Annotated in this window: 20 protein-coding genes and 1 pseudogene; 14 read left to right on the top strand and 7 right to left on the bottom strand. The window is 55.1% G+C overall.

From position 1 onward, the window contains the following. Positions 1 to 73 precede the first annotated feature (73 nt). From cmk to cysM, 9 genes are all read left to right on the top strand, one after another. Positions 74 to 745, top strand: a complete 672-nt coding sequence (cmk, locus tag BLV81_RS21285) for a (d)CMP kinase (RefSeq protein ID WP_092359919.1) — start codon at positions 74 to 76, stop codon at positions 743 to 745. 205 nt (positions 746 to 950) lie between these two features. Beyond that, positions 951 to 2,666 (top strand): 30S ribosomal protein S1, encoded by a 1,716-nt coding sequence (rpsA, locus tag BLV81_RS21280; RefSeq protein ID WP_092359918.1) that lies wholly within the window; start codon positions 951 to 953, stop codon positions 2,664 to 2,666. 29 nt (positions 2,667 to 2,695) lie between these two features. Beyond that, positions 2,696 to 3,001, top strand: a complete 306-nt coding sequence (locus BLV81_RS21275) for an integration host factor subunit beta (RefSeq protein ID WP_092359917.1) — start codon at positions 2,696 to 2,698, stop codon at positions 2,999 to 3,001. Between the two features lie 213 nt (positions 3,002 to 3,214). Next, entirely contained in the window at positions 3,215 to 3,529 is a 315-nt protein-coding gene (locus BLV81_RS21270; protein WP_092359916.1) for a LapA family protein, read from the top strand. 100 nt (positions 3,530 to 3,629) lie between these two features. Beyond that, positions 3,630 to 4,805, top strand: coding sequence for a lipopolysaccharide assembly protein LapB (gene lapB, locus BLV81_RS21265; protein ID WP_092359915.1), 1,176 nt, complete (start codon positions 3,630 to 3,632; stop codon positions 4,803 to 4,805). A 54-nt stretch (positions 4,806 to 4,859) separates the two neighbouring features. Continuing rightward, entirely contained in the window at positions 4,860 to 6,254 is a 1,395-nt protein-coding gene (locus BLV81_RS21260) for a UDP-glucose dehydrogenase family protein (RefSeq protein ID WP_092359914.1), read from the top strand. Between the two features lie 4 nt (positions 6,255 to 6,258). Continuing rightward, positions 6,259 to 7,200 (top strand): D-glycero-beta-D-manno-heptose-7-phosphate kinase, encoded by a 942-nt coding sequence (gene rfaE1 / locus BLV81_RS21255; RefSeq protein ID WP_092359913.1) that lies wholly within the window; start codon positions 6,259 to 6,261, stop codon positions 7,198 to 7,200. Positions 7,201 to 7,362: 162 nt separating this feature from the next. Continuing rightward, entirely contained in the window at positions 7,363 to 7,704 is a 342-nt protein-coding gene (locus BLV81_RS21250) for a ComEA family DNA-binding protein (RefSeq protein WP_092359912.1), read from the top strand. Between the two features lie 203 nt (positions 7,705 to 7,907). Further along, the gene (gene cysM / locus BLV81_RS21245; RefSeq protein ID WP_092359911.1) at positions 7,908 to 8,810 is read left to right on the top strand and encodes a cysteine synthase CysM; all 903 of its coding nucleotides are present in this window, start codon (positions 7,908 to 7,910) and stop codon (positions 8,808 to 8,810) included. A 46-nt stretch (positions 8,811 to 8,856) separates the two neighbouring features. On the opposite strand, the gene BLV81_RS21240 is transcribed toward cysM, so the two are convergent. Together BLV81_RS21240 and BLV81_RS21230 are read right to left on the bottom strand one after the other, a co-directional pair. Then, positions 8,857 to 9,189 (bottom strand): hypothetical protein, encoded by a 333-nt coding sequence (locus tag BLV81_RS21240; RefSeq protein ID WP_092359910.1) that lies wholly within the window; start codon positions 9,187 to 9,189, stop codon positions 8,857 to 8,859. Positions 9,190 to 9,599: 410 nt separating this feature from the next. Continuing rightward, a complete protein-coding gene (locus tag BLV81_RS21230; protein ID WP_092359908.1) occupies positions 9,600 to 10,172 on the bottom strand; it encodes a DUF1415 domain-containing protein in 573 nt (190 codons plus the stop codon). 186 nt (positions 10,173 to 10,358) lie between these two features. Between BLV81_RS21230 and BLV81_RS21225 the strand changes: the two genes are divergently transcribed. Further along, entirely contained in the window at positions 10,359 to 10,895 is a 537-nt protein-coding gene (locus tag BLV81_RS21225) for a YaeQ family protein (RefSeq protein WP_092359907.1), read from the top strand. Positions 10,896 to 10,897: 2 nt separating this feature from the next. Here BLV81_RS21225 and mltB read toward each other — a convergent pair whose 3' ends face one another. The 4 genes from mltB to BLV81_RS21205 are packed head-to-tail and all read right to left on the bottom strand — an operon-like array spanning position 10,898 to position 16,117. Next, positions 10,898 to 12,037 (bottom strand): lytic murein transglycosylase B, encoded by a 1,140-nt coding sequence (mltB, locus tag BLV81_RS21220; protein WP_092359906.1) that lies wholly within the window; start codon positions 12,035 to 12,037, stop codon positions 10,898 to 10,900. Continuing rightward, positions 12,028 to 14,142 (bottom strand): transglutaminase TgpA family protein, encoded by a 2,115-nt coding sequence (locus tag BLV81_RS21215; protein WP_255365407.1) that lies wholly within the window; start codon positions 14,140 to 14,142, stop codon positions 12,028 to 12,030. Before BLV81_RS21215 ends, mltB begins: the two co-directional genes overlap by 10 nt. Positions 14,143 to 14,150: 8 nt before the next feature. Continuing rightward, entirely contained in the window at positions 14,151 to 15,152 is a 1,002-nt protein-coding gene (locus BLV81_RS21210) for a DUF58 domain-containing protein (RefSeq protein WP_092359938.1), read from the bottom strand. Positions 15,153 to 15,196: 44 nt separating this feature from the next. Then, positions 15,197 to 16,117, bottom strand: coding sequence for an AAA family ATPase (locus tag BLV81_RS21205; protein ID WP_092359904.1), 921 nt, complete (start codon positions 16,115 to 16,117; stop codon positions 15,197 to 15,199). A 247-nt stretch (positions 16,118 to 16,364) separates the two neighbouring features. On the opposite strand from BLV81_RS21205, the gene BLV81_RS21200 reads away from it, so the two are divergent. The 4 genes and pseudogenes from BLV81_RS21200 to BLV81_RS24380 all read left to right on the top strand — a co-directional run. Next, a complete protein-coding gene (locus BLV81_RS21200; protein ID WP_092359903.1) occupies positions 16,365 to 17,306 on the top strand; it encodes a histone deacetylase family protein in 942 nt (313 codons plus the stop codon). Positions 17,307 to 17,471: 165 nt separating this feature from the next. Continuing rightward, positions 17,472 to 18,413, top strand: a complete 942-nt coding sequence (gene ylqF, locus BLV81_RS21195; RefSeq protein ID WP_092359902.1) for a ribosome biogenesis GTPase YlqF — start codon at positions 17,472 to 17,474, stop codon at positions 18,411 to 18,413. Positions 18,414 to 19,517: 1,104 nt separating this feature from the next. Further along, positions 19,518 to 19,862, top strand: coding sequence for a DUF4019 domain-containing protein (locus BLV81_RS21185; RefSeq protein WP_092359900.1), 345 nt, complete (start codon positions 19,518 to 19,520; stop codon positions 19,860 to 19,862). A 143-nt stretch (positions 19,863 to 20,005) separates the two neighbouring features. Further along, positions 20,006 to 20,137: pseudogene (locus BLV81_RS24380) on the top strand (ESPR domain-containing protein); the annotation flags it as partial. Positions 20,138 to 20,271: 134 nt separating this feature from the next. Here the strand turns inward: BLV81_RS24380 and BLV81_RS24375 are convergent. Beyond that, positions 20,272 to 20,578: hypothetical protein (locus BLV81_RS24375; RefSeq protein ID WP_304441241.1), on the bottom strand; the 307-nt coding region annotated here is incomplete at its 5' end.

The following is a 20,578-nucleotide window of genomic DNA, read 5'->3' as shown; positions in this document are numbered from 1 at the left end:
GCAATAATTTCATCAATAGTTAATAATTAACAATAACCTTCGAATAAGCTTCGAATAACCATCGAGTATCCCTATGCCCAGTCCCCACATCCCTGTCATCACGATCGATGGCCCAACGGCGTCCGGCAAAGGCACGGTGGCGCAAAAAGTTGCACAGCACCTGGGTTTCCATTACCTCGATTCCGGCGCCTTGTACCGGCTGACCGCCTTGTCCGTGATGCGGCGCGCCATACCGCTGGACGATGAGCACGCCTTGGCCAAGGCCGCCGAGCATCTGCATTGTCATTTCAACGGCGCCCACATTTTCCTGGCGAACGAAGATGTGTCGAATGATATCCGGGCGGAAGCAGTCGGCAATCTCGCCTCGAAAATTGCGGCAATACCAACCGTCAGGCAAGCCTTGTTTGGCCTGCAATTGAGTTTTCGGCAACATCCCGGGCTGGTCGCCGACGGCCGCGACATGGGCACGGTGATTTTCCCGCATGCCGGCTTGAAGGTGTTTTTGACCGCCAGCGTTCAAGCCAGGGCCCTGCGACGCCATAAGCAATTGATTGACAAGGGTTTTTCTGCTAATATGGAAGACCTCTCAAAGGATTTGACGGAGCGTGATGCGCGCGATAGCAACCGCAGCTCGGCACCGTTAAAGGCCGCGGAAGGGGCGTATTTGCTGGATACTTCTGCAATGACTGCCGACCAGGCGGTCGAACAAGTACTCAGCTGGTACGCCGCTGCCAAGCCTGTCTGAACAAGTAGTGTGAGGGGTGTTTTATCGCAAGCAAAAATAAAAGACATGCGAATGTCTTGTTTTTGCGTTGTTTTTTTGCAGCACCTTGGTGTTCGGCCTGACGCAAAGTCTGGCCGGACGTTGAAAAACCTAACCCAATATTGACCGCATCTTAGTAGGTACATTACGTAGATAAGGCGGCAATACTGTCAAACTAGTCAAAACTATGTCAATCACTGTTCTGTCCCCTGCATCTGCCGGCGCAAATGAATTTGCCGCGCTGTTTGAAGAATCGCTGTCACGTCAAGACATGCGTTCTGGTGAAGTGATTTCTGCTGAAGTCGTGCGCCTTGACCATAACTTCGTTATCGTCAACGCTGGCCTCAAGTCAGAAGCCTTCATTCCAATTGAAGAATTTAAAAATGACAACGGCGAACTCGAAGTAGCTGTCGGCGATTTCATCTCCGTCGCTATCGAATCGCTGGAAAACGGTTTCGGCGACACCATCCTGTCGCGCGACAAGGCCAAGCGTCTGGCATCGTGGCTCTCGCTGGAAAAAGCGATGGAGTCCGGCGAGATCGTGACAGGTACTGTCAATGGCAAGGTCAAGGGCGGCCTGACCGTTCTGACCAACGGCATCCGTGCCTTCCTGCCGGGTTCGCTGGTCGACACCCGTCCGGTCAAGGACACTACGCCGTTCGAAGGCAAGACCATGGAATTCAAGGTCATCAAGCTCGATCGCAAGCGTAACAACGTTGTGTTGTCGCGTCGCGCGGTTATCGAAGCTTCGATGGGCGAAGAGCGCCAGAAGCTGATGGAAACCCTGAAAGAAGGCACCATCGTTACCGGCGTCGTCAAGAACATCACCGACTATGGCGCATTCGTGGATCTGGGCGGCATCGACGGCCTGTTGCACATCACCGATCTGGCATGGCGTCGTGTTCGTCACCCATCGGAAGTGTTGACGGTCGGTCAAGAGATCACTGCCAAGGTTCTGAAGTACGATCAAGAAAAGAATCGCGTTTCCCTGGGCGTCAAGCAACTGGGCGACGATCCTTGGACCGGTCTGTCGCGTCGTTACCCGCAAAGCACCCGTCTGTTCGGTAAAGTCACCAACCTCACCGACTACGGCGCATTCGTTGAAGTCGAACAAGGTATCGAAGGCCTGGTCCACGTTTCCGAAATGGATTGGACCAACAAGAACGTGGCGCCAAACAAAGTCGTTCAATTGGGCGATGAAGTTGAAGTCATGGTTCTGGAAATCGACGAAGACCGTCGCCGTATCAGCCTGGGCATGAAGCAATGCAAGGCTAATCCTTGGGACGATTTCGCTGTTACCCACAAAAAGGGCGACAAAGTTAAGGGCGCGATCAAATCGATCACCGACTTCGGCGTGTTCATCGGCCTGGCAGGTAACATCGACGGTCTGGTGCATCTGTCGGATCTGTCCTGGACTGAAACCGGCGAAGAAGCCGTGCGTCGCTTCAAGAAGGGTGATGAGCTGGAAGCCATCGTTCTGGCAATCGACGTTGAGCGTGAGCGCGTTTCCCTGGGCGTCAAGCAACTGGAAGGCGATCCATTCAACAACTTCGCTGCAATGAACGACAAGGGCGCACTGGTTTCCGGTACGGTCAAGTCGGTTGAGCCTAAGGGCGCAGTGATCCAGTTGTCGGAAGAAGTCGAAGGCTACCTGCGTGCATCCGAAATCTCCCGCGATCGCGTGGAAGATGCCGGTACCCACCTGAAAGTTGGCGACACTGTTGAAACCATGGTCATCAACATCGACCGCAAGGCTCGCAGCATCCAGCTGTCGATCAAGGCGAAAGACAATGTTGAAACCCAGGAAGCAATGCAAAAGCTGTCTTCGGACTCCAATGCTGCTTCCGGCACAACCAGCCTGGGTGCACTGTTGAAGGCAAAGCTCGATAACAGCAAGAACTAAGCAATAATTAACTGAGCGAGTAAAAGCTAATGACAAAGTCGGAGCTGATTGCCCGCTTGGCCGAGCGTTATCCGCAACTGGTAGCTAAGGATGCGGATTACGCGGTGAAAACCATACTCGATGCAATGACGGACGCCTTGGCGACCGGCCAGCGTATCGAGATTCGCGGGTTCGGCAGTTTTGCGCTGAATCGGCGGCCACCGCGGATCGGACGTAATCCCAAGTCCGGCGACAAAGTGATGGTGCCCGAAAAACGGGTGCCGCACTTCAAGCCTGGCAAGGAATTGCGCGAACGGGTCGACGCGATGGTCGGGCAACCGATTCAAGAGGACTGAGTTGTAGTTGCTGAGTTAGTGTTAATGCGTGAGCAAATCGAAACGGCATCTTCGGATGCCGTTTTTTTTCACGTACAATTTCGCATCATTTAAAGTTATATTGTTTGCGTATTAGCCTTGGATTTGTAAATATGGCAAGATTCAAGCCGGCCAATTGCACATTCGAGTAGCGCGTTTGCTACCCGCTATTACCCAATCAAACGGAAAGGCATCATGAAAATCATTTCCCGAATTCTTTCGATCTTGCTCTTCGTTGTATTTTTTGGATTCGCCTTGCAGAACAAAGGCAACGTCGATCTCCAGTTCTTCCCTGGCACGACGATGCAAGGACCGCTGGTGCTGTTCCTGCTGGGCTTCTTTGTCTTTGGCGCGATCCTTGGCGTCCTGGCGATGGCGCCATCCGTATTCCGTCACCGCCGCAATGCCTCAAAAACAAAAAAAGCACTGACTTCCCTGCAAAAAGAACAAGAAGCACAACGGCTGGCAGAATCGCAAGCACCGCAACCGGACAGCATCAAGAATATATAATGCCGCCAAGTATTTAATTTGCTGCATCGCTGTACTTTGCAGCGGCAGCTTGCCGGCAATTCACACCTGAGATTCAGGTCACGCATAAAGCACAGTCCGTATGGAATTTGAAATTTGGTGGTTACTCGGTATCCCGGTCTTTTTTGGATTAGGCTGGATCGCCGCACGGGTCGATATCAATCAACTGATATCCGAGTCGCGCAGTTTGCCCCGTGGGTATTTCAAGGGTTTGAATTTTCTGCTTAACGAACAGCCTGACAAGGCTATCGATGCGTTCATCGAAATCGTCAAGCTCGATCCGGAAACCGCGGAGCTGCATTTCGCACTAGGCAATCTGTTCCGCCGCCGCGGCGAGACCGAGCGCGCGATCCGGGTGCACCAGAATTTGCTGGCGCGCCCCGATCTGGCGCAAGAGCATCGCCTGCACGCGCAATATGAGCTGGGACAGGATTACCTGAAAGCCGGTTTGCTGGATCGCGCCGAAGAGAGCTTCAATTTGCTCGCCGGCAGCCAATACGGGGCGCAAGCAGGGCGTGCTCTGCTCGAAATCTATCAGCGCGAAAAAGAATGGCTACGCGCGATTGAGGCGGCCCAGACTCTGCAGCAATCCGGCGCCGGCGGACGGCAAAAGGAAATTGCGCAGTTTTATTGTGAACTGGCGCAGGATGAATTGGTGGACGGTCATCCCGAGGCCGCCATGTCTCTGCTGGAAAAGGCGCTGAAAAACGACCGCAACAGCGTGCGCGCCACCATGTTGCTGGGCGACGTGCATCTGGCTCAGGGCGACGTCGAGGCGGCATTGCATGCCTGGCGCCGGGTCGAGCAGCAAAGCGTGCCGCATGTGGCGCTGGTGGCCCAGCGTTTGATGGATGGCTACCGTGCCGTTGGACGGCCACATGAGGGCGTCAGCTTGCTGCGCTCCTATCTGGCCGAAGCATCTTCCATCGATCTGCTGGAAGTGGTGTTCAAGGCCGTGCTGGAGCTGGATGGCGTGGAAGCCACCAATCAGCTGGTGAGCGATGAACTGCGGCGTACGCCGACCTTGCTCGGCCTGGATAAGCTGCTGGAAGCACGCTTGATGAAAATCGCGCCGGAAATGCATAGCGAGCTGTCGGTAGTCAAGAATCTGGTGCATGGTTATACGCAGAAGCTGGCGCGTTACCAATGCAGTCACTGCGGTTTCAAGGCACGTCAGTTCTACTGGCAATGCCCGGGGTGCAGCCGATGGGAAACCTACCCGCCGCGCCGTACTGAAGAATTGAACGTAATGAATTAATCCTGCTGGCCCGACATATCTATAGCGGGCAGCGCAGCGCATTCACGGAATAACATGAAAATTACTATTATCGGTACCGGTTATGTCGGTTTGGTCACAGGTGCTTGCCTGGCCGAATTGGGCAACGATGTATTTTGCCTGGATCTGGATCAACGCAAGATCGACTTGCTCAATAGCGGCGGCATTCCTATCCATGAACCGGGCCTGTCTGAAATCGTCAGCCGTAATCGCGCTGCCGGACGCCTGCATTTTTCCACCGATATTGCCGCCAGCGTAGCGCATGGCCAGGTGCAGTTTATCGCTGTCGGCACGCCGCCCGATGAAGACGGTTCCGCCGACCTGCAATACGTGGTGGCCGCGGCCCGCAACATCGGCAAATATATGACCGGCTTCAAGGTCGTCGTCGACAAGTCGACGGTGCCGGTAGGTACCGCAGACAAGGTGAGCGCAGCGATCCAGGCCGAGTTGGATGCACGTTTGGACGCACGTAAGCTGAGCGGCGAGGCGCCGCAATTCTCGGTCGTCTCCAATCCGGAATTCCTGAAAGAAGGCGCTGCCGTCGAAGATTTCATGCGGCCTGACCGCATCGTCATCGGCTGCGACGAAAGCGCCTCAGGCCAGCAGGCGCAAGCGCTGATGAAGCAGCTGTACCTGCCGTTCAATCGTAACCACGAACGCACATTCTGGATGGATGTACGTTCCGCCGAATTCACCAAATACGCAGCGAATGCGATGCTGGCGACCCGCATCTCATTCATGAATGAACTGGCCAACCTGGCCGACAAGGTCGGCGCCGACATCGAAGCCGTGCGCCATGGCATCGGTTCCGACCCGCGCATCGGCTATAGTTTCCTGTACGCCGGCTGCGGCTACGGCGGTTCCTGTTTCCCCAAGGACGTGCAGGCGCTGGAACGCACCGCACGCGCATATGGCCAGGAATTGCATATCCTGCGCGCGGTTGAACGAGTCAATAACAACCAGAAACACGTGCTGGGACAAAAGATCTGCGAGCGTTTCGGCGCGGACCTGAGCGGCAAGCATTTTGCATTGTGGGGCCTGGCGTTCAAGCCGAATACCGATGACATGCGCGAAGCTTCATCGCGCGTGCTGCTGGGCGAACTGATTGCGCGCGGCGCTAGCGTGGCGGTGCATGATCCGGTAGCGATGACCGAGGCCAAGCGGGTATTGGCGCTGGATCTTGCCGCTACGCCTGGCGCCTTTGAGCGCATCCGCTTTTGCGACAACCAGACCGATGCTTTGCAAAATGCCGACGCCTTGGTCATCGTGACCGAGTGGAAGACCTTCCGCAGCCCCGACTTCGAGCAGGTAAAAACGCTGCTCAAGACGCCGCTCGTCTTCGATGGCCGTAATTTGTACGAGCCCGAGGTGATGGGCGAGCTGGGTTTCGAGTATTACGGTATCGGCCGTTCGGTGCTGGCGCGTGGATAAGAACATGAATACATCTGCCTACAAGCTGCCCGCTTCCTTTGAAAACGTACAGATCCTGGTGGTCGGCGATGTCATGCTGGACCGTTACTGGTTCGGTGACGTAAGCCGGATTTCGCCAGAAGCACCGGTGCCTGTGGTCCGGGTTGAAAAGCGCGAAGAGCGTCTGGGCGGCGCCGCCAACGTGGCGCGTAATATCGCTACCTTGGGCGGTGCCGCCGGCTTGCTAGGCGTGGTGGGCCAGGACGAGGCTGGCGACGCCGTCGACAGCATGCTGGGCGAGATGGGGGTCGACAGTTTCCTGGCGAGGGATCCGACCATCTCGACCATCATCAAATTGCGCGTCATAGGCCGCCAGCAGCAATTGCTGCGCATCGATTTTGAAGAAGCCCCGACCGATGCCGTATTGCGCGACAAACTGACTCGTTTCAACACTCTGTTACCGCAATATCAGGTGATCGTCTTGTCCGATTACGCCAAAGGCAGCCTGGTCAATGTGGCGGACATGATTGCGGCCGCCAGGCAAGCCGGTAAATGTATCCTGGTCGATCCCAAGGGCGATGACTTCTCGCGTTATGCGGGAGCGACCGTCCTGACGCCGAATAAATCGGAGATGAAGCATATTGTCGGCAGCTGGAAGAATGAAGAAGAGCTGACCGCGAAAGCGCAAAAGCTGCGCACCTCCCTGCAACTCGAAGCGTTGCTGTTGACGCGCTCGGAAGAAGGAATGAGTTTATATACCGAGAAGGAAATCCGCCATTTCCCTGCCATGGCGCGTGAGGTATACGACGTCTCCGGCGCCGGCGATACCGTGATTGCCACGCTGGCAGTGATGCTGGGAGCCGGATTGCCGATTGCCGACGCCGTCGCGCTGGCGAACCGTGCTGGCGGCATCGTGGTCGGCAAACTCGGTACGGCAACCGTCAGCCGCGAAGAATTGCTGGGATAGCCTTCCATATTTACTATTTGCGGAACGCCGCTCCTGGCTAAGTCAAATCTTGTTTGTGGTGTAAACGTCAATTTTCCGTGTGCCCGTGATTATAATTAATTGGACGTTTTCGCGTCTGATTGATCATTTGTTTCACCAACACACTCATGGGAGAAAGACGAAATGCTGAAAAAATTATTGCTGATAGCCGGCATGTTGATGGCCACCGCCAGTTTCGCTCAGGTCGACGTCAACAAAGGCGATCTGTCCGCCCTGAACGGTATCAAGGGCATCGGTTCCGCTACCGCTAAACGTATTGTCGACGAACGTGGCAGAGGCGGTAACTTCAAAGACTGGGCCGATTTTCAAAGCCGCGTGCCAGGCATTGGCGACAAAAAATCGGTCAAGCTGTCACAGGCTGGCTTGCTGGTGAACGGTAAGCCGAAGGTGGGCGGAGAGGCCGCAACGGCGCCTGCCACCGCTGCGGCCAAGCCGGCAGCCAAGCCGGTAGCCAAGGGCAAGTAGGGTGTCCCGGCAGCTACCCGTTTCAATCCAGGCAGACAATACATGATGCAGCTACTTCGCCCCGTCCGCACTTCGGGGTTTTTTCTTTTTAAGACCGCTTGTGTGCTTGCCAAGTACTATTTGATCCGGTTTGTCAGGCTTTCATACGCCTAACAAAGTCTCATATTAAAATGAGCTTTTTGGACGAGACGCCTGCACACACTATGCCTTATCTGACTATCGAAGACACAATCGGCAATACGCCTCTGGTACAACTCAAACGCATCCCCGGCAGCGACGCCGCGCAACGAAATAACGTTATCCTGGGCAAGATGGAAGGCAACAATCCAGCCGGATCGGTGAAAGACCGGCCGGCGTTGTCGATGATCAAGCACGCCGAAGCGCGCGGCCAGATCAAACCGGGCGATACCCTGATTGAGGCAACCAGCGGCAACACCGGCATTGCCCTGGCGATGGTGGCTGCCATGCGCGGCTACAAGATGGTGTTGTTGATGCCGGAAAACCTGAGCGAGGAACGGCGTCAAAGCATGGCTGCGTACGGCGCCAAGATCATTCTCACTCCCAAGACCGGCGGCATGGAATATGCGCGCGATCTGGCCGAAAAAATGCAAAAAGACGGTGCGGGACTGATCCTCGACCAGTTTGCCAATCCGGACAATCCGCTGGCGCATTATGAAACCACCGGTCCCGAGCTCTGGCGCGACACCGAAGGGCGCATCACGCATTTTGTGAGCGCGATGGGCACCACCGGCACCATCATGGGAGTTTCCACCTACCTGAAGGAACAGAATCAGGCGATCCGCATAATCGGTGCGCAGCCGGAAGAAGGTTCGCAAATTCCAGGTATCAGAAAGTGGCCGGAAGCCTATCTGCCAAAGATATACGAGCATTCCAGGGTGGACCAGATTGAGTCAGTCAGTCAGGCCGCGTCCGAACATATGGCGCGCAGACTGGCAAGTGAAGAGGGGATTTTCTGCGGGATATCTACAGGGGGGGGCTGCGAAGTAGCAATCAGGATTTCACAGCAGGTAGAAAACGCGACGATTGTTTTCGTCGTTTGCGATCGCGGCGATCGTTATTTATCTACAGGTGTCTTCCCTGCCTGAAGCAAACTGCTTCAGGCAGGAACTCCGGACCTTGCCGACATGCTGATTACTTCAGCTTTTCGGCTTCGATCTTGCTCTTTGGCTTGAATTGCTTGTCGCTGATACGGAATTTTTCGCGACGATCGCCCATCAACGCACGCAACTCACGAATAGTCAGATCGCTGACTTCGTGCATACGGATCAGCAGCGATGCGCCAACCGGCAAGCGGCGATGGCGGATCTTGCTGATGACCGGTGGCGCTACTTCTAGCGAGCGCGAAAGTGCCGCATCATTTTTCAAATGCAACTTGTCGATTAATGAATCCAGCAGGTGGTTTGGGTCATAGGTCACCTGCTCATCGAGCTTGTTGCTAGTTGGTGCGTCTGGGGTAGTATTCATAGTCATAATCAATTGATTCCGTTATCCTAGTTGATATATGGGAAGTGTTTGTGCAATTTATACCGAACTATTACCAAGTGCACCTCCCAGTTTTATTGGCAGCCTTATAAGATTGCCGTATTTTATACTGATTTTGAGCACATATTTGTCATAAAGAAACTCCCTATCTTTTTCTTCATGGTACAGCTGATACCGCTAAGTACATTGCACAGCATGTTGTACATTACATTGGTAACAAACAACCTACCTTTGTTTAGTGACCAAATATACAAATAAGTTGCACAAGCTCAATTTAAAATTTTCTTATTACGATGTCTATTACTATTTAGTAACTTTCCGTAAAAATTGCAAGGAAAACCATTTTTACAACATATTTTAATTAATAAAATAGCAATAAAATTTGTTTTTGTCTATCCCTCCCTCAATATTTTCTGCCAGCCAGCTAAACCCAATTGATGCAAGGTTTGCATATTCTTGTTGAATATCTCGGATGCATCCGGGAATGCATCGACTGCGCGTTCGACGCTAATTTCGCGTAACAGATGCAAGGTCGGGTAGGGCGCACGATTGGTATAGTTGCTGATGTCGTCCGCCTCGGTGTCGGCGAACTGATAGTCAGGATGAAAGCTGGCAACCTGGATTTCTCCATCCAGCTCGAGTTCATCGACAGCTGCATCGGCGACATCAAGAAAATCGTTGTAGTCCAAAAAATCGCGTAATGCATCGGGATGTATCAGCAAAGTGGTGTCGACTGCCTCCGGATCTGTCTGGTGCAGAAATTCCAGCTCTTTCGCCAGGTCCGCCAACAGCTCTTCCGGCGTCTGCGCTGTGCTGACGACGTAGCGGATCTGATCCTTTATAAACACCGCCTTGGCGAAAGGACAGAGATTGAGTCCGATCACAGCGCGCTCCAGCCACAATTTTGTGTGAGCGATTACTTCGCTGGAGAATGGCGATAATGTTGCTGATGCAGAAGTTGTCATGGGGTAAGTATCAATATTTGCAAGGTGTTAAGACAAAGGTAAGGGTGAACCTGACGGCTTCAAGCCTTGCCGGCGCGCATATATCTACGCCATTCGTGCTCCATCGGGCAGAAATCGGGTTATTCTTCCGATCCCGTGATTGCGACAGGCCGGGTTTGATTCAACTTATATATAACAATAGGCGTTATGGCCCTTAAAGCAACTATTTTCAAAGCCGATCTGCAAATTGCCGATATGGATCGTCATTATTATCAGGAGCACGCCCTGACGCTGGCGCGTCATCCGTCGGAAACCGATGAACGTATGATGGTGCGCCTGCTGGCTTTCGCCCGTCACGCATCGGCCGCTTTGGCATTCGGCAAAGGCCTGTCGGATGCCGATGAGCCCGATTTGTGGGCCAAGGATCTGACCGGTGCGATTGATCTCTGGATTGAGGTTGGTCAACCCGATGAAAAGCGCATTCTCAAGGCTTGCGGACGGGCGGCGCAGGTGGTGGTATACAGCTACAGCAGCACCAGCCACATCTGGTGGAATCAGATCAGCAGCAAAGTGGCGCGCGCCCGCAACCTGACCGTCATCAATATTGCCGCGGCCAGCAGCGAGGCCTTGACCTGCTTCGCCCAGCGCAACATGCAGCTGCAATGCACGATCCAGGATGCGCAGATCTGGCTGACCGCCGGCGACCAGACCGTGGAAGTCGAACTTAGCGTCAGCAATCCCTGATTTTAATTTTGGTCACGAGCCACCCGCACCGCACGCCCCAGATCCACCACCGACATCGCATAAAAGAAACTGCGGTTGTATTGCGTGATGGAGAAGAAATTATCGGTGCCCAGCCAATACTCGGCCGGTCCCTGGCCGTTTTGCAAGTCGACCAGGCCGAATCGCATGTCATTCGGCAGCACTACGCCGGGCACCACGCCTGCCGCAGTCAGGTCATCCAGCGAATATTTGGCTTCCAGGCCCTGGCCGATAAATGCCTGCCAGCGGTTTTCGGTACTGGTGTCGGTCGAAAGCGTTGCCGGGAAGACGATGGGCATGCCGGTTTTCCAGCCGTGCTCTGCCAGGTAGTGGGCGACGCTGCCAATCGCATCGATTGGCGAATTGCGTAAATCGATTTTCCCCTTGCCGTCAAAATCCACGCCGTACTGACGTATGCTGCTCGGCATGAACTGCGGCCAGCCGATGGCGCCGGCGTATGAGCCCAACAAGGTAAATGGATCGATGCCCGATTCCCTGGCGTACAGCAGGGTATTTTCCAGCTCGCTGCGGAAAAACTGCATCCGTGCCTCGCGCGTAGGCGTATTCGGATAGTCGAATGCCAGCGTGGTGATGGCATCCATGACCCTGAAACTCCCGACATTGCGGCCGTAGACGGTTTCGACGCCGATGATGCCGACGATGATTTCCGCCGGTACGCCATATTGCGATTCTGCGCGGCTCAAGGCATCGGCATAGCTATTCCAGAAATCGACGCCGGCCTGGATACGCACCGGTTCGACAAAACGGGCGCGGTAGGCTGCCCAGTTCTTAGGCTTGCTCGCCGGCGCGGGTTTCATCAACTGGATGGCGCTGTCGATATAGCGCACCTTGTTAAACATGGTGACCAGCTCGGCTCGGTCGAAGCCGTTCTTTTCGACCATCTGGTCGATGAAAGCCGAGACTTCTTTCCAGTCGGCGAAATTGGCGAATTCTCCATCGTCGGCATTGCTGCTGACCTTACGTATCTGTGCCTGGACCCTTGTCGAAGCTGTCTTGCCGGAGTTGCTTTGCTGCGCCAGCAGGTTGGGACTTGCCGAGATCGCCAGTGCGATAGCGCAAAGCTGGACGACAGTATGGAGACCGGGAGTTGATTTCATCGACATTGGGAGAGCAGTAATTTTAGTTGTGCCATTAAAGGCGCTGGCGGCTTATTGTCCGGCCCGTAGTCGGCGCCGTATTGCAGGGCCTCGTACAATGCCATGAAGCGCTTGACCGCTATTTTGACAGATGGCGTTAGCGGCGAGTTACTTGCGCACAGCCGGCGACCGTAAGTGTCCGGCCCCTCATGCTTGTTGCGCGCCATGCCACGCCGCGCCATCTGCGCGCACAGCGAAGAGTATACAGTATCGAGCGGATTGCTCTTGTTTCGCGCCAACAGCAAAGGCAAGGTGACGCTGCCGACCGCAACCGTGCCGACGGCCAGCATCAGGATGATCAGGCTGCGCCAGTCGAATCCGTCAAATCCAAGCCAGTGCATCAGACCCATTTGCCGCGCCGGCGTGTAATTCAGCACCCATTGGTTCCAGCCGTTGCCTAGCGCTTCCCAATTGGCGCGCAGCAGAGCGGCCGAGGCGTTCAAGCCGGACCACCAGTTGGCCTGGCCGGCAGCGCCGCCCAGCAGGTTGCCGAAGAAAGAGCGCGGCAGCACATTGCTGAGCTGGGTTTCAATCCGGCTCGGCGCCACCGCCGCAGTCGGGTCGACTCTTACCCAGCCGCGCGGCGGCAACCAGACTTCGGCCCAGGCATGGGCGTCGGACTGGCGCACCGTCATCATGCCATCGACCGCATTGATTTCACCGCCCTGATAACCGGTCACTACGCGCGCGGGAATCCGTGCTGCGCGCATCAGCGCCACAAAGGAGCTGGCATAGTGTTCGCAAAAGCCGGCGCGGCTGGAAAACAGAAAATCGTCGACGCTATCCCTGCCCAGCAGCGGCGGTTCTAGCGTGTAGCTGAATTTTTCATGGCGAAAGAAACTCAGTACGGCGCTCACCAGCGCAGCGTCGTCGGGCCATTTTTTACGCAGGTCGGCCGCAAATTCCTGGGTGCGCGGATTAAAATTATTCGGCAACGCCAGCGCCTGTTGCATGCCGCTCGTTGATATCGGATCCGATGGCGCGGGTTTCAGATTCGAGGTGACATCGTAGCGTACGCGCTCATTGATCGCGCGTGCTGCGCGAATCTGATGCTCTGCCGTCAGCCGCACCGGAATTCCCTCCAGCGCCGGCGCCAGTTGCGGCGTTTCCAGCGCAAACAGCCAGCGCTGGCCATTCGCTTCCATCGTTATTTGCTGGCGTACTGTAGTTGACGAGCCAGGGTCGGGATTGAGGCTAAGGTTGGACACGGCCTGAATATGAGGCGCGGTATCGGCTGCAGGATCGCTTGCCTGTCCCTGCGTCCAGGTACGGCCATCGAAATCATTCAGCACCGCGCCCCGCCAATACAACTTGGCAGGGGCGGGCGGTGCATCGATGAATTTGACGCGGAATGCAATCTCATCGGATAGAGCCAGTTGCGCGATATTGCCGGGCGCCATGCTGTCCGACAAACCTGTACGGCCGCCGTGGGCATCGCCAGGCAAGCCCCACAACGGCCCCTGGATTCGCGGAAACAGCAAAAACAGAATCAGCGTCAGCGGCAACGCCATGGCCAGCACCAAGGCGCCCAGGCGCAGCCGCTGCTTGAGTGGCGGCACCAGGCCGGTATATTGAAACGATAGCTGTGCCGTCAAGATCAGCACCAGGGTCGCCATCATCCACAGCAAGGACAGCATGGATTGCGAATAGAAAAAACCGGTAAGCAGCAAAAAGAAACTCAACAGCAGCACCACGAACAAATCCCGCCGGGCGCGCATTTCCAGTAATTTAAACGTCAGCAATAACGCCAGCATCGCCACCCCGGCATCGCGTCCGAGCAAGGTGTGGAAATCGATATAGACTCCCGCCATGGCGAGTGCCGCCAGCGGCAGCAACAGCCATAGCGGCGGCAAGCGCTGGCCGCGCAAGGTAATCCAGGCGCGCCACAGCAGCAGCCCGCCGCAGATCAGCGAGGCCCACCAGAACAGATGCAAAAAATGCGGCAGCAACACCATGGCGCAGGCGCTGAGCAGCAGCAAGGTATCGCTCTTGTCGCGCGGCAGCATGTGCATATACGTGCTTGAGTTGCGGAACAAGGGCTTGCTCTCAAGCTCGGCTCTGAGCTGTTGCATGGGCCGGTTCATGGCGCACCTTGGTATAGCGCCAGCGCGCGCAGACAGGCGCGCTGATGGGCCGGTCCGAGTGCTGCGGCATGGATGTTGTCGCCGAGGCGGAACGCATACGGCAGCTGGCGTGCTTCCGCTTCCAGTATCCAGCGCGTCATGCGCGAGAGTTTGTCTTCGAGCGCCATGTCGTAAGGCAGCGCATCAAAATCAATCGATAAATCGCTGACCGCGCCGCCTTCGAACTGCTTGGTGATCAGCTTGGGGTCGAGATCGGTATCCAGCCTGGCGATTTGGCGCCAGGCCAGGTGCTTGAGCGAGTCGCCGTTTTGATAGGTCCGGATCCCGGCAAAATCCTGATGCCCGGCGACGCCGTCGCCATCGCTTCTTTCGATGGGCGCCAGCGGCAGCGGCGGGGTCGAGGTCGAGGCTTCCGGCTGCGGGTAGACCAAGGCTTTGCTATCCGGTTGCCAGTAACTCCAGGCGCGCAGCAAGCCAAGCGGAAAGCGCGTTTGCAAACGTATCCTGGGCGCCGGCTGCCAGCCGCGACGGGTGGTGGTGACCGCCAGCGTCAGATGGCTGGTGCTATGGGCCGTGACATCTGTCGCCCGTTCCATGGCCGGCAAGCCGCGTCCGATGAAGCCGAGCCGGATCGCATAACGGGTATGCTTGCGCCGGTTCGCCAGATGCAGCTCGAACAGCGCATCTTCGCCGGCGAATACCGCAGCTACCTTGCCGGCGGTCAGATGCAAATAGGCCAGGTTACGGAAAGTCAGATGCATGTCGATGACAGCGCAGGCAGCCAGCAGGAAGGTCAAGCCAAAGCCAAGGCTCAGGTTGTAATTGATGGAACATAAGAACAGCAATATCAGCATGACGGCAAAAGCAAGACCGGGTTTGCTCGGTACGATGAATACCCGCCGCTGGGTGAGAAAAACCTCTCCCGGTTCGGCATCGCGTAGCTGGAACAAGGACCGATCCAGCCAATCCCGGAATCGTTTGCGGAGAGAGGTCAGCATGGTGGCGGTCGCAGACTGATAGCGAAGCAAGGGCGGTTAGCGGTTTACACCGCGACCGATTTCATCAACTGCAACACCAGGTCGCGCGCACCAAGAGTGCTGCCTGCGTGCGCTTTCAGCGGACGCAGGCGATGCGCTGTCACGGGGACCAATACCGCCTGGACATCCTCGGGAATGACATGGTTGCGGCCTTCCATGGCAGCCCAGGCCCGGGCCGCCTGCAGCAATGCGATTGCGGCGCGCGGGCTCATGCCTTCTGCAAACAAGCCATTTTGGCGCGAAGCATGCGTCAGCGCCTGTATGTAATCGATCAATGAGGCTGAGGTATGGATCTGCTTCAATGCCAGCCTGGCTTCGATTAACTCAGCGGCTTGCATCATCGGGGCGATGGATTTCAGCAAGATGCGGCGATCCTCCCCCATCAGCAGCGCGCGCTCGGCGGTGGCGTCCGGATACCCCAGCGACAAGCACATCAGAAAGCGATCCAGTTGCGACTCGGGCAGGGCGAAAGTGCCAACCTGATGGGCTGGGTTCTGGGTTGCGATGACGAAGAACGGCTCTGGCAGGTCGCGCGTGACGCCTTCGGCGGTGACCTGGCGTTCTTCCATCGCTTCCAGCAGCGCTGACTGGGTCTTGGGCGTGGCGCGATTGATTTCATCGGCCAGCAGCACCTGGGTGAACACCGGCCCCGGATGAAACACAAAGCTGCTTTTCTCGCGGTCGAAAACCGAGATTCCCACCACGTCCGCCGGCAGCAGATCGCTGGTAAATTGCAGGCGATTGAAGCGCAGCCCCAAGGAAATGGCCAGAGCATGCGCCAAGGTAGTCTTGCCGACACCGGGCACATCCTCAATCAGAAGATGGCCGCCCGCCAGCAGGCACACCAATGCCTGGCGGATCTGATGATCCTTGCCGACGACTATTTGACCGACTTGCTGTGCAACTGCGTGGATTTTTGCGAACATGGGTTTGTCTGGTGAGGGCAGCATAATAGAGAGAGTCGGGAGAGAGAATCATACAAACTTCCCTGGAATTAGCCTAGGAATTATGGGGTTTTTCTTAAGGCGGCCCTGATTTCCCGCCGCGGATTAGGACGATGTATGTGCATCTGCTCATTATTGTCCCGTTTCTTGGGTACACTAGTCATGTTGCCGCACCGTTTCGCAGCTCGATTTACAGCACTATTTGCGGCAAGACCTTTGGCGAGATCAATTGACTACTGCTTTCTACACTCACCCTGACTGCAAGCTGCACGACATGGGCCCAGGGCATCCAGAATCGCCGGCGCGGCTACAGGCGATCGAAGACCAGCTGATCGCCAGCCGTATCGACCAGTTGCTGGATCACCGTAGTCCGCCATTGGCGCGCGAGGGCGACCTGGCGCGGGTTCACAGTGCAGCCATGATCGCCCGGGTGCGCGAACATAGCCTGGCTTTGGCCGGCACGGCTGGCATCTATCCGCTGGATCCCGATACTTCAGTCAACGCGCATAGCTGGCAAGCGGCGCTACGTGCCGCAGGCGCTGCATTGGCCGCGACTGACGCGGTCATCGCGGGTGACATCGACAACGCGTTTTGCGCGGTGCGTCCGCCCGGACATCACGCCACCTCGAACGCCTCCATGGGATTTTGCCTGTTCAATAACATTGCGCTTGCGGCTCGCCACGCGCTTGAGGCGCACGGCTTGGAGCGGGTGGCGATTGTCGATTTCGATGTCCATCATGGCAATGGCACCGAACAGATTTTTGCGCAGGATCCGCGCGTGCTGATGGTGAGTTTTTTCCAGCACCCGTTTTACCCGTACAGCGGTACCGAGCCGGAAGAGGGTGACAATGCCGTCAATATTCCTGTGTCAGCCTATAGCGATGGCAGCATAGTGCGGCAATTGGTGGCAGAACAATGGCTGCCGGCGCTGGATGCGCACCGTCCGCAGATGATTTTTGTTTCCGCCGGCTTCGATGCGCACAGAGAAGACGATATGGCGCAGATGGGCCTGGTCGAGGCCGACTATACCTGGCTCACCCGGCAGATCATGCGAGTCGCTGCCCAGCATGCACAAGGCCGCATCGTCAGTTGCCTGGAGGGCGGCTACAACCTGTCGGCGCTGGGGCGCAGCGTGGTTGCTCATATGAAAGTATTGGCCGAACTCGAATAATTATGCGGTCGCAGGACCATGGGCAAGACGCGAAGAACGCCGGGCTAACGGCGATTTACCGCCCTTGGCCACATAGAGAGCGGCGTCAAGGATAAGGTAGAACCCAAGGTAGAACCGAAATAAGTCCGTACAATAGCGGTTTATTTTAGTCAGACAAGACAACGCATGTCCATACAATGGTTCCCAGGTCACATGAACGCCGCCCGCAAGAAGGCGGCGGAAGCTATGGAGAAGGTCGATCTTGTGATCGAAGTGCTGGACGGCCGTTTGCCGCAAGCCAGTTGCAATCCGATGATCGAACAGCTGCGCGTGTTTCGCCAGCGCCCCTGCCTGAAAATTCTCAATAAGAGCGATCTGGCCGATCCCGCCGTCACACAGGCCTGGATTGCGTATTACAACAGCCAGAAAAACGTGCATGCAGTGGCGCTGAGCTGCAAGAAGCCTTCGGATGTCGCCAAGATACCTGGTTTGTGCCTGACGCTGGCGCCGCACCGCGGCACGCCCCTGAAGCCATTGCGCATGATGATCATGGGGATACCCAACGTCGGCAAATCGACGCTGATGAACGCCTTGCTGAAGCGCCGCGTGGCGGCGGTAGGCGATGAGCCGGCCGTGACCAAGGTTCAGCAACGCCTCTACCTGGGTAACAATATGGTGTTGATCGACACCCCTGGCATGCTATGGCCGAAGATCGCCCACCCGAGCGACGGCCTGATGCTGGCCGCCAGCCACGCCATAGGCACTAACGCACTGATTGAGGAAGAGGTCGCGACGTTTCTGGCCGACGAGCTGCTGATTCGCTACGCACCCTTGCTGGCGGCGCGTTACGGCATCAAGACGGAAGGTATCGATGGCGTCAGCGTAATCGAAGGCGTAGCGCTGCGTCGCGGCTTTCGCCTCAAGGGCGGCGATCTTGACCTGGAGAAGGCCGCGCATACCTTGTTGCAAGATTATCGTACCGGCGCGCTTGGCCGCATTAGCCTGGAAACACCGCAAACCCGTGCCGCCTTGCTGGCGCGCCACCAAGAGGAAATAGCGCAGCGTCTGGCTGATGCTGCGGCAGAGGCGGAAAGCGACAATCAGAGCAATCAGAACAATACGAGATAGCGCGCCTCAGCTTCGCTATAAGCCCGCAACGACCATGTCGCTGCGGGTTTTTTATTGTCCCGAGTTGACGTATGTGTCGCTTTCGAAACAGCAGCTGCATGGCTGAATTGACAATCAAATTTACATTTCTATTTACGTCGCTACGTCTGGCGATGGAATAAGCCGCACTTTTATCAAATCACTTCACATGCCCGGTATTGTCGCGAATTCTAGCTTTTCGAGGATGCATGAGGGCTTCTGTTCACCGTTTAATTCGTTGTAATTGCCGCCACATAAAATGTTGTTTTTACATCGAATTGGCGACTTATTGCGGTGATTGTCAATTTTTTTATTGAAAATTTCTTCGATTATCATTTTATTAATTGGAAGAAACATATTTATCATTTCCATGCGGAAATATGCTGAGAGATTTGCTTTGGATTAGAGAGCTTCCACTTTAGCTATGTGAACAATTGTTACCTTTTTATTTTTAGGTTCGAAATTTTTTTGATTGTGATATATGAAATTTGTATAACTTGACTATGCCAGTATTCATAAGGCTTTCAGGCATATTTTTTTGAAAAACAAATTGAAAAATCATGATTTATTTAAAAAAATAGATCGTCATATATAAATTTTTTCGTTGTTTATTGGAGACTTTGGGGAACTTATTTTAATGACATAAATGCCAATTGAAATTAACATTTGCATCGTTTCGTAAAACATGAGTTTGGACATTTATTGACGTTCAAATTGCAGCAATAGGCAGTCAGTTAAACGCACAGATGCAAACCTGCGCCGCGCACGATGGAATGTCATCCTTTTGGGCTAAGTGCTTCACCGGCTTGACAAGGCATATGCGTGGATTTGGTAGCGTTTGCACAATGGAAGAACGAATGCGAAGAACTCAAGACATCTGAGAATGTTATTTAAAGTCAAATATTGTTAACTTTTGATGGCGGCAAAAGCGGCACAAAATTCCGCCAGCTTTACAAATTATCAGAGCTCCTAATTTTTCACTCGAGGTTTGAGGCAAGTGGCCAAATCACTTGAACTTTCCATCTTTGATGCGATGAAGCCGAGTTCTCTTTGGTCAGGGAAGTGCCAAATTTTCGAGGGGGAAAGATGGGTAAGTTGCATCAGATGGTTTCATTCAAAGGGCTGGCGCATAGCGCGGCACTGCTGCGCAACAAGCTCGGCATGCCTTTCAGCCTTGCGAAACTGATCCTGCTATTTACCGTGAGCATGTCGCTTTCGGCAAGTGCGATGGCGCAATCTGCATACGCCGCCATTAGCGCCGCACGTCAATGGCTGACATTGGCCGATGCCGATCAGGCAGGGCAGATGTGGGAGCAAAGCGCTGCCTTGATGAAGGGGCAGTCGGACCGGAAAACCTGGATCGGTTACATCGGCGGCATGCACTGGTCGGACGAGGGCCAGTTGGCTACGAGTATGAGTACGAGTCGATAGAGACTGCGGCCAAATAATGCCTTGTCGGCGTTCGCTCCGCATCCTTCAGAAACCCCTCAATTTTCAAATTCCATGTGGTCTCGCATGCGCGATCAGTCTGATCCCATGCCGTAAGCCGTACCACCATTTGCATAGAGCCAGTCATGAATAAAATTTACCGCACCGTTTATAGCGAAGTACTTGGCACCTGGGTCGCCGTTTCCGAAAATACTGCGGCTCGCGGCAAGCGTAGTAGTTCAGCGGTAACCGGGGCATTGGTGACGGTCGGGGTCGCAGCGCAATTGTTCTTGTTTGCGCCTAATTACGTGTTTGCACAAACATTGCCAGAGGCGCAATGTACTTCAGGGAGCGGTGGCACTATGTACACTGCCGATCCTACATGCGTTAACTACGTTAACAACACCAGAATTTACCTTAACAGTTTGTCGACATCTACATCGACAACTGTAGGCAGTCTGTCGACTGGTATTAGCACGTCACGAGTGGCGGAAACCTCTTTGTCCACCGGTCTGAGCACCGCCAACAGTAATGTGACATCGCTGTCGACTTCAACTTCGACAGGCATCAGCACGTCACGAGTAGCGGAAACCTCTTTGTCGACCGGTTTGAGTTCGACCAACAGTAATGTCACCTCGCTGTCGACCGGCATTGCCTCGTTGTCGACCGGTCTGAGCACAACCAACAGTAATGTATCGTCGTTATCGACCTCAACTTCG

The organism is Collimonas sp. OK242 (assembly GCF_900107095.1).
Taxonomy (GTDB): Bacteria; Pseudomonadota; Gammaproteobacteria; order Burkholderiales; family Burkholderiaceae_D; genus Collimonas.
This window is presented reverse-complemented; position numbering and strand designations above follow the sequence as displayed.

Bases quoted from the DNA above. Each gene is read 5' to 3' on its own strand.
- cmk (WP_092359919.1), top strand. From the start codon at position 74: ATGCCCAGTCCCCACATCCCTGTCATCACGATCGATGGCCCAACGGCG.
- rpsA (WP_092359918.1), top strand. From the start codon at position 951: ATGTCAATCACTGTTCTGTCCCCTGCATCTGCCGGCGCAAATGAATTT.
- BLV81_RS21275 (WP_092359917.1), top strand. From the start codon at position 2,696: ATGACAAAGTCGGAGCTGATTGCCCGCTTGGCCGAGCGTTATCCGCAA.
- BLV81_RS21270 (WP_092359916.1), top strand. From the start codon at position 3,215: ATGAAAATCATTTCCCGAATTCTTTCGATCTTGCTCTTCGTTGTATTT.
- lapB (WP_092359915.1), top strand. From the start codon at position 3,630: ATGGAATTTGAAATTTGGTGGTTACTCGGTATCCCGGTCTTTTTTGGA.
- BLV81_RS21260 (WP_092359914.1), top strand. From the start codon at position 4,860: ATGAAAATTACTATTATCGGTACCGGTTATGTCGGTTTGGTCACAGGT.
- rfaE1 (WP_092359913.1), top strand. From the start codon at position 6,259: ATGAATACATCTGCCTACAAGCTGCCCGCTTCCTTTGAAAACGTACAG.
- BLV81_RS21250 (WP_092359912.1), top strand. From the start codon at position 7,363: ATGCTGAAAAAATTATTGCTGATAGCCGGCATGTTGATGGCCACCGCC.
- cysM (WP_092359911.1), top strand. From the start codon at position 7,908: ATGCCTTATCTGACTATCGAAGACACAATCGGCAATACGCCTCTGGTA.
- BLV81_RS21240 (WP_092359910.1), bottom strand. From the start codon at position 9,189: ATGAATACTACCCCAGACGCACCAACTAGCAACAAGCTCGATGAGCAG.
- BLV81_RS21230 (WP_092359908.1), bottom strand. From the start codon at position 10,172: ATGACAACTTCTGCATCAGCAACATTATCGCCATTCTCCAGCGAAGTA.
- BLV81_RS21225 (WP_092359907.1), top strand. From the start codon at position 10,359: ATGGCCCTTAAAGCAACTATTTTCAAAGCCGATCTGCAAATTGCCGAT.
- mltB (WP_092359906.1), bottom strand. From the start codon at position 12,037: ATGTCGATGAAATCAACTCCCGGTCTCCATACTGTCGTCCAGCTTTGC.
- BLV81_RS21215 (WP_255365407.1), bottom strand. From the start codon at position 14,142: ATGCAACAGCTCAGAGCCGAGCTTGAGAGCAAGCCCTTGTTCCGCAAC.
- BLV81_RS21210 (WP_092359938.1), bottom strand. From the start codon at position 15,152: ATGCTGACCTCTCTCCGCAAACGATTCCGGGATTGGCTGGATCGGTCC.
- BLV81_RS21205 (WP_092359904.1), bottom strand. From the start codon at position 16,117: ATGTTCGCAAAAATCCACGCAGTTGCACAGCAAGTCGGTCAAATAGTC.
- ylqF (WP_092359902.1), top strand. From the start codon at position 17,472: ATGTCCATACAATGGTTCCCAGGTCACATGAACGCCGCCCGCAAGAAG.
- BLV81_RS21185 (WP_092359900.1), top strand. From the start codon at position 19,518: ATGGGTAAGTTGCATCAGATGGTTTCATTCAAAGGGCTGGCGCATAGC.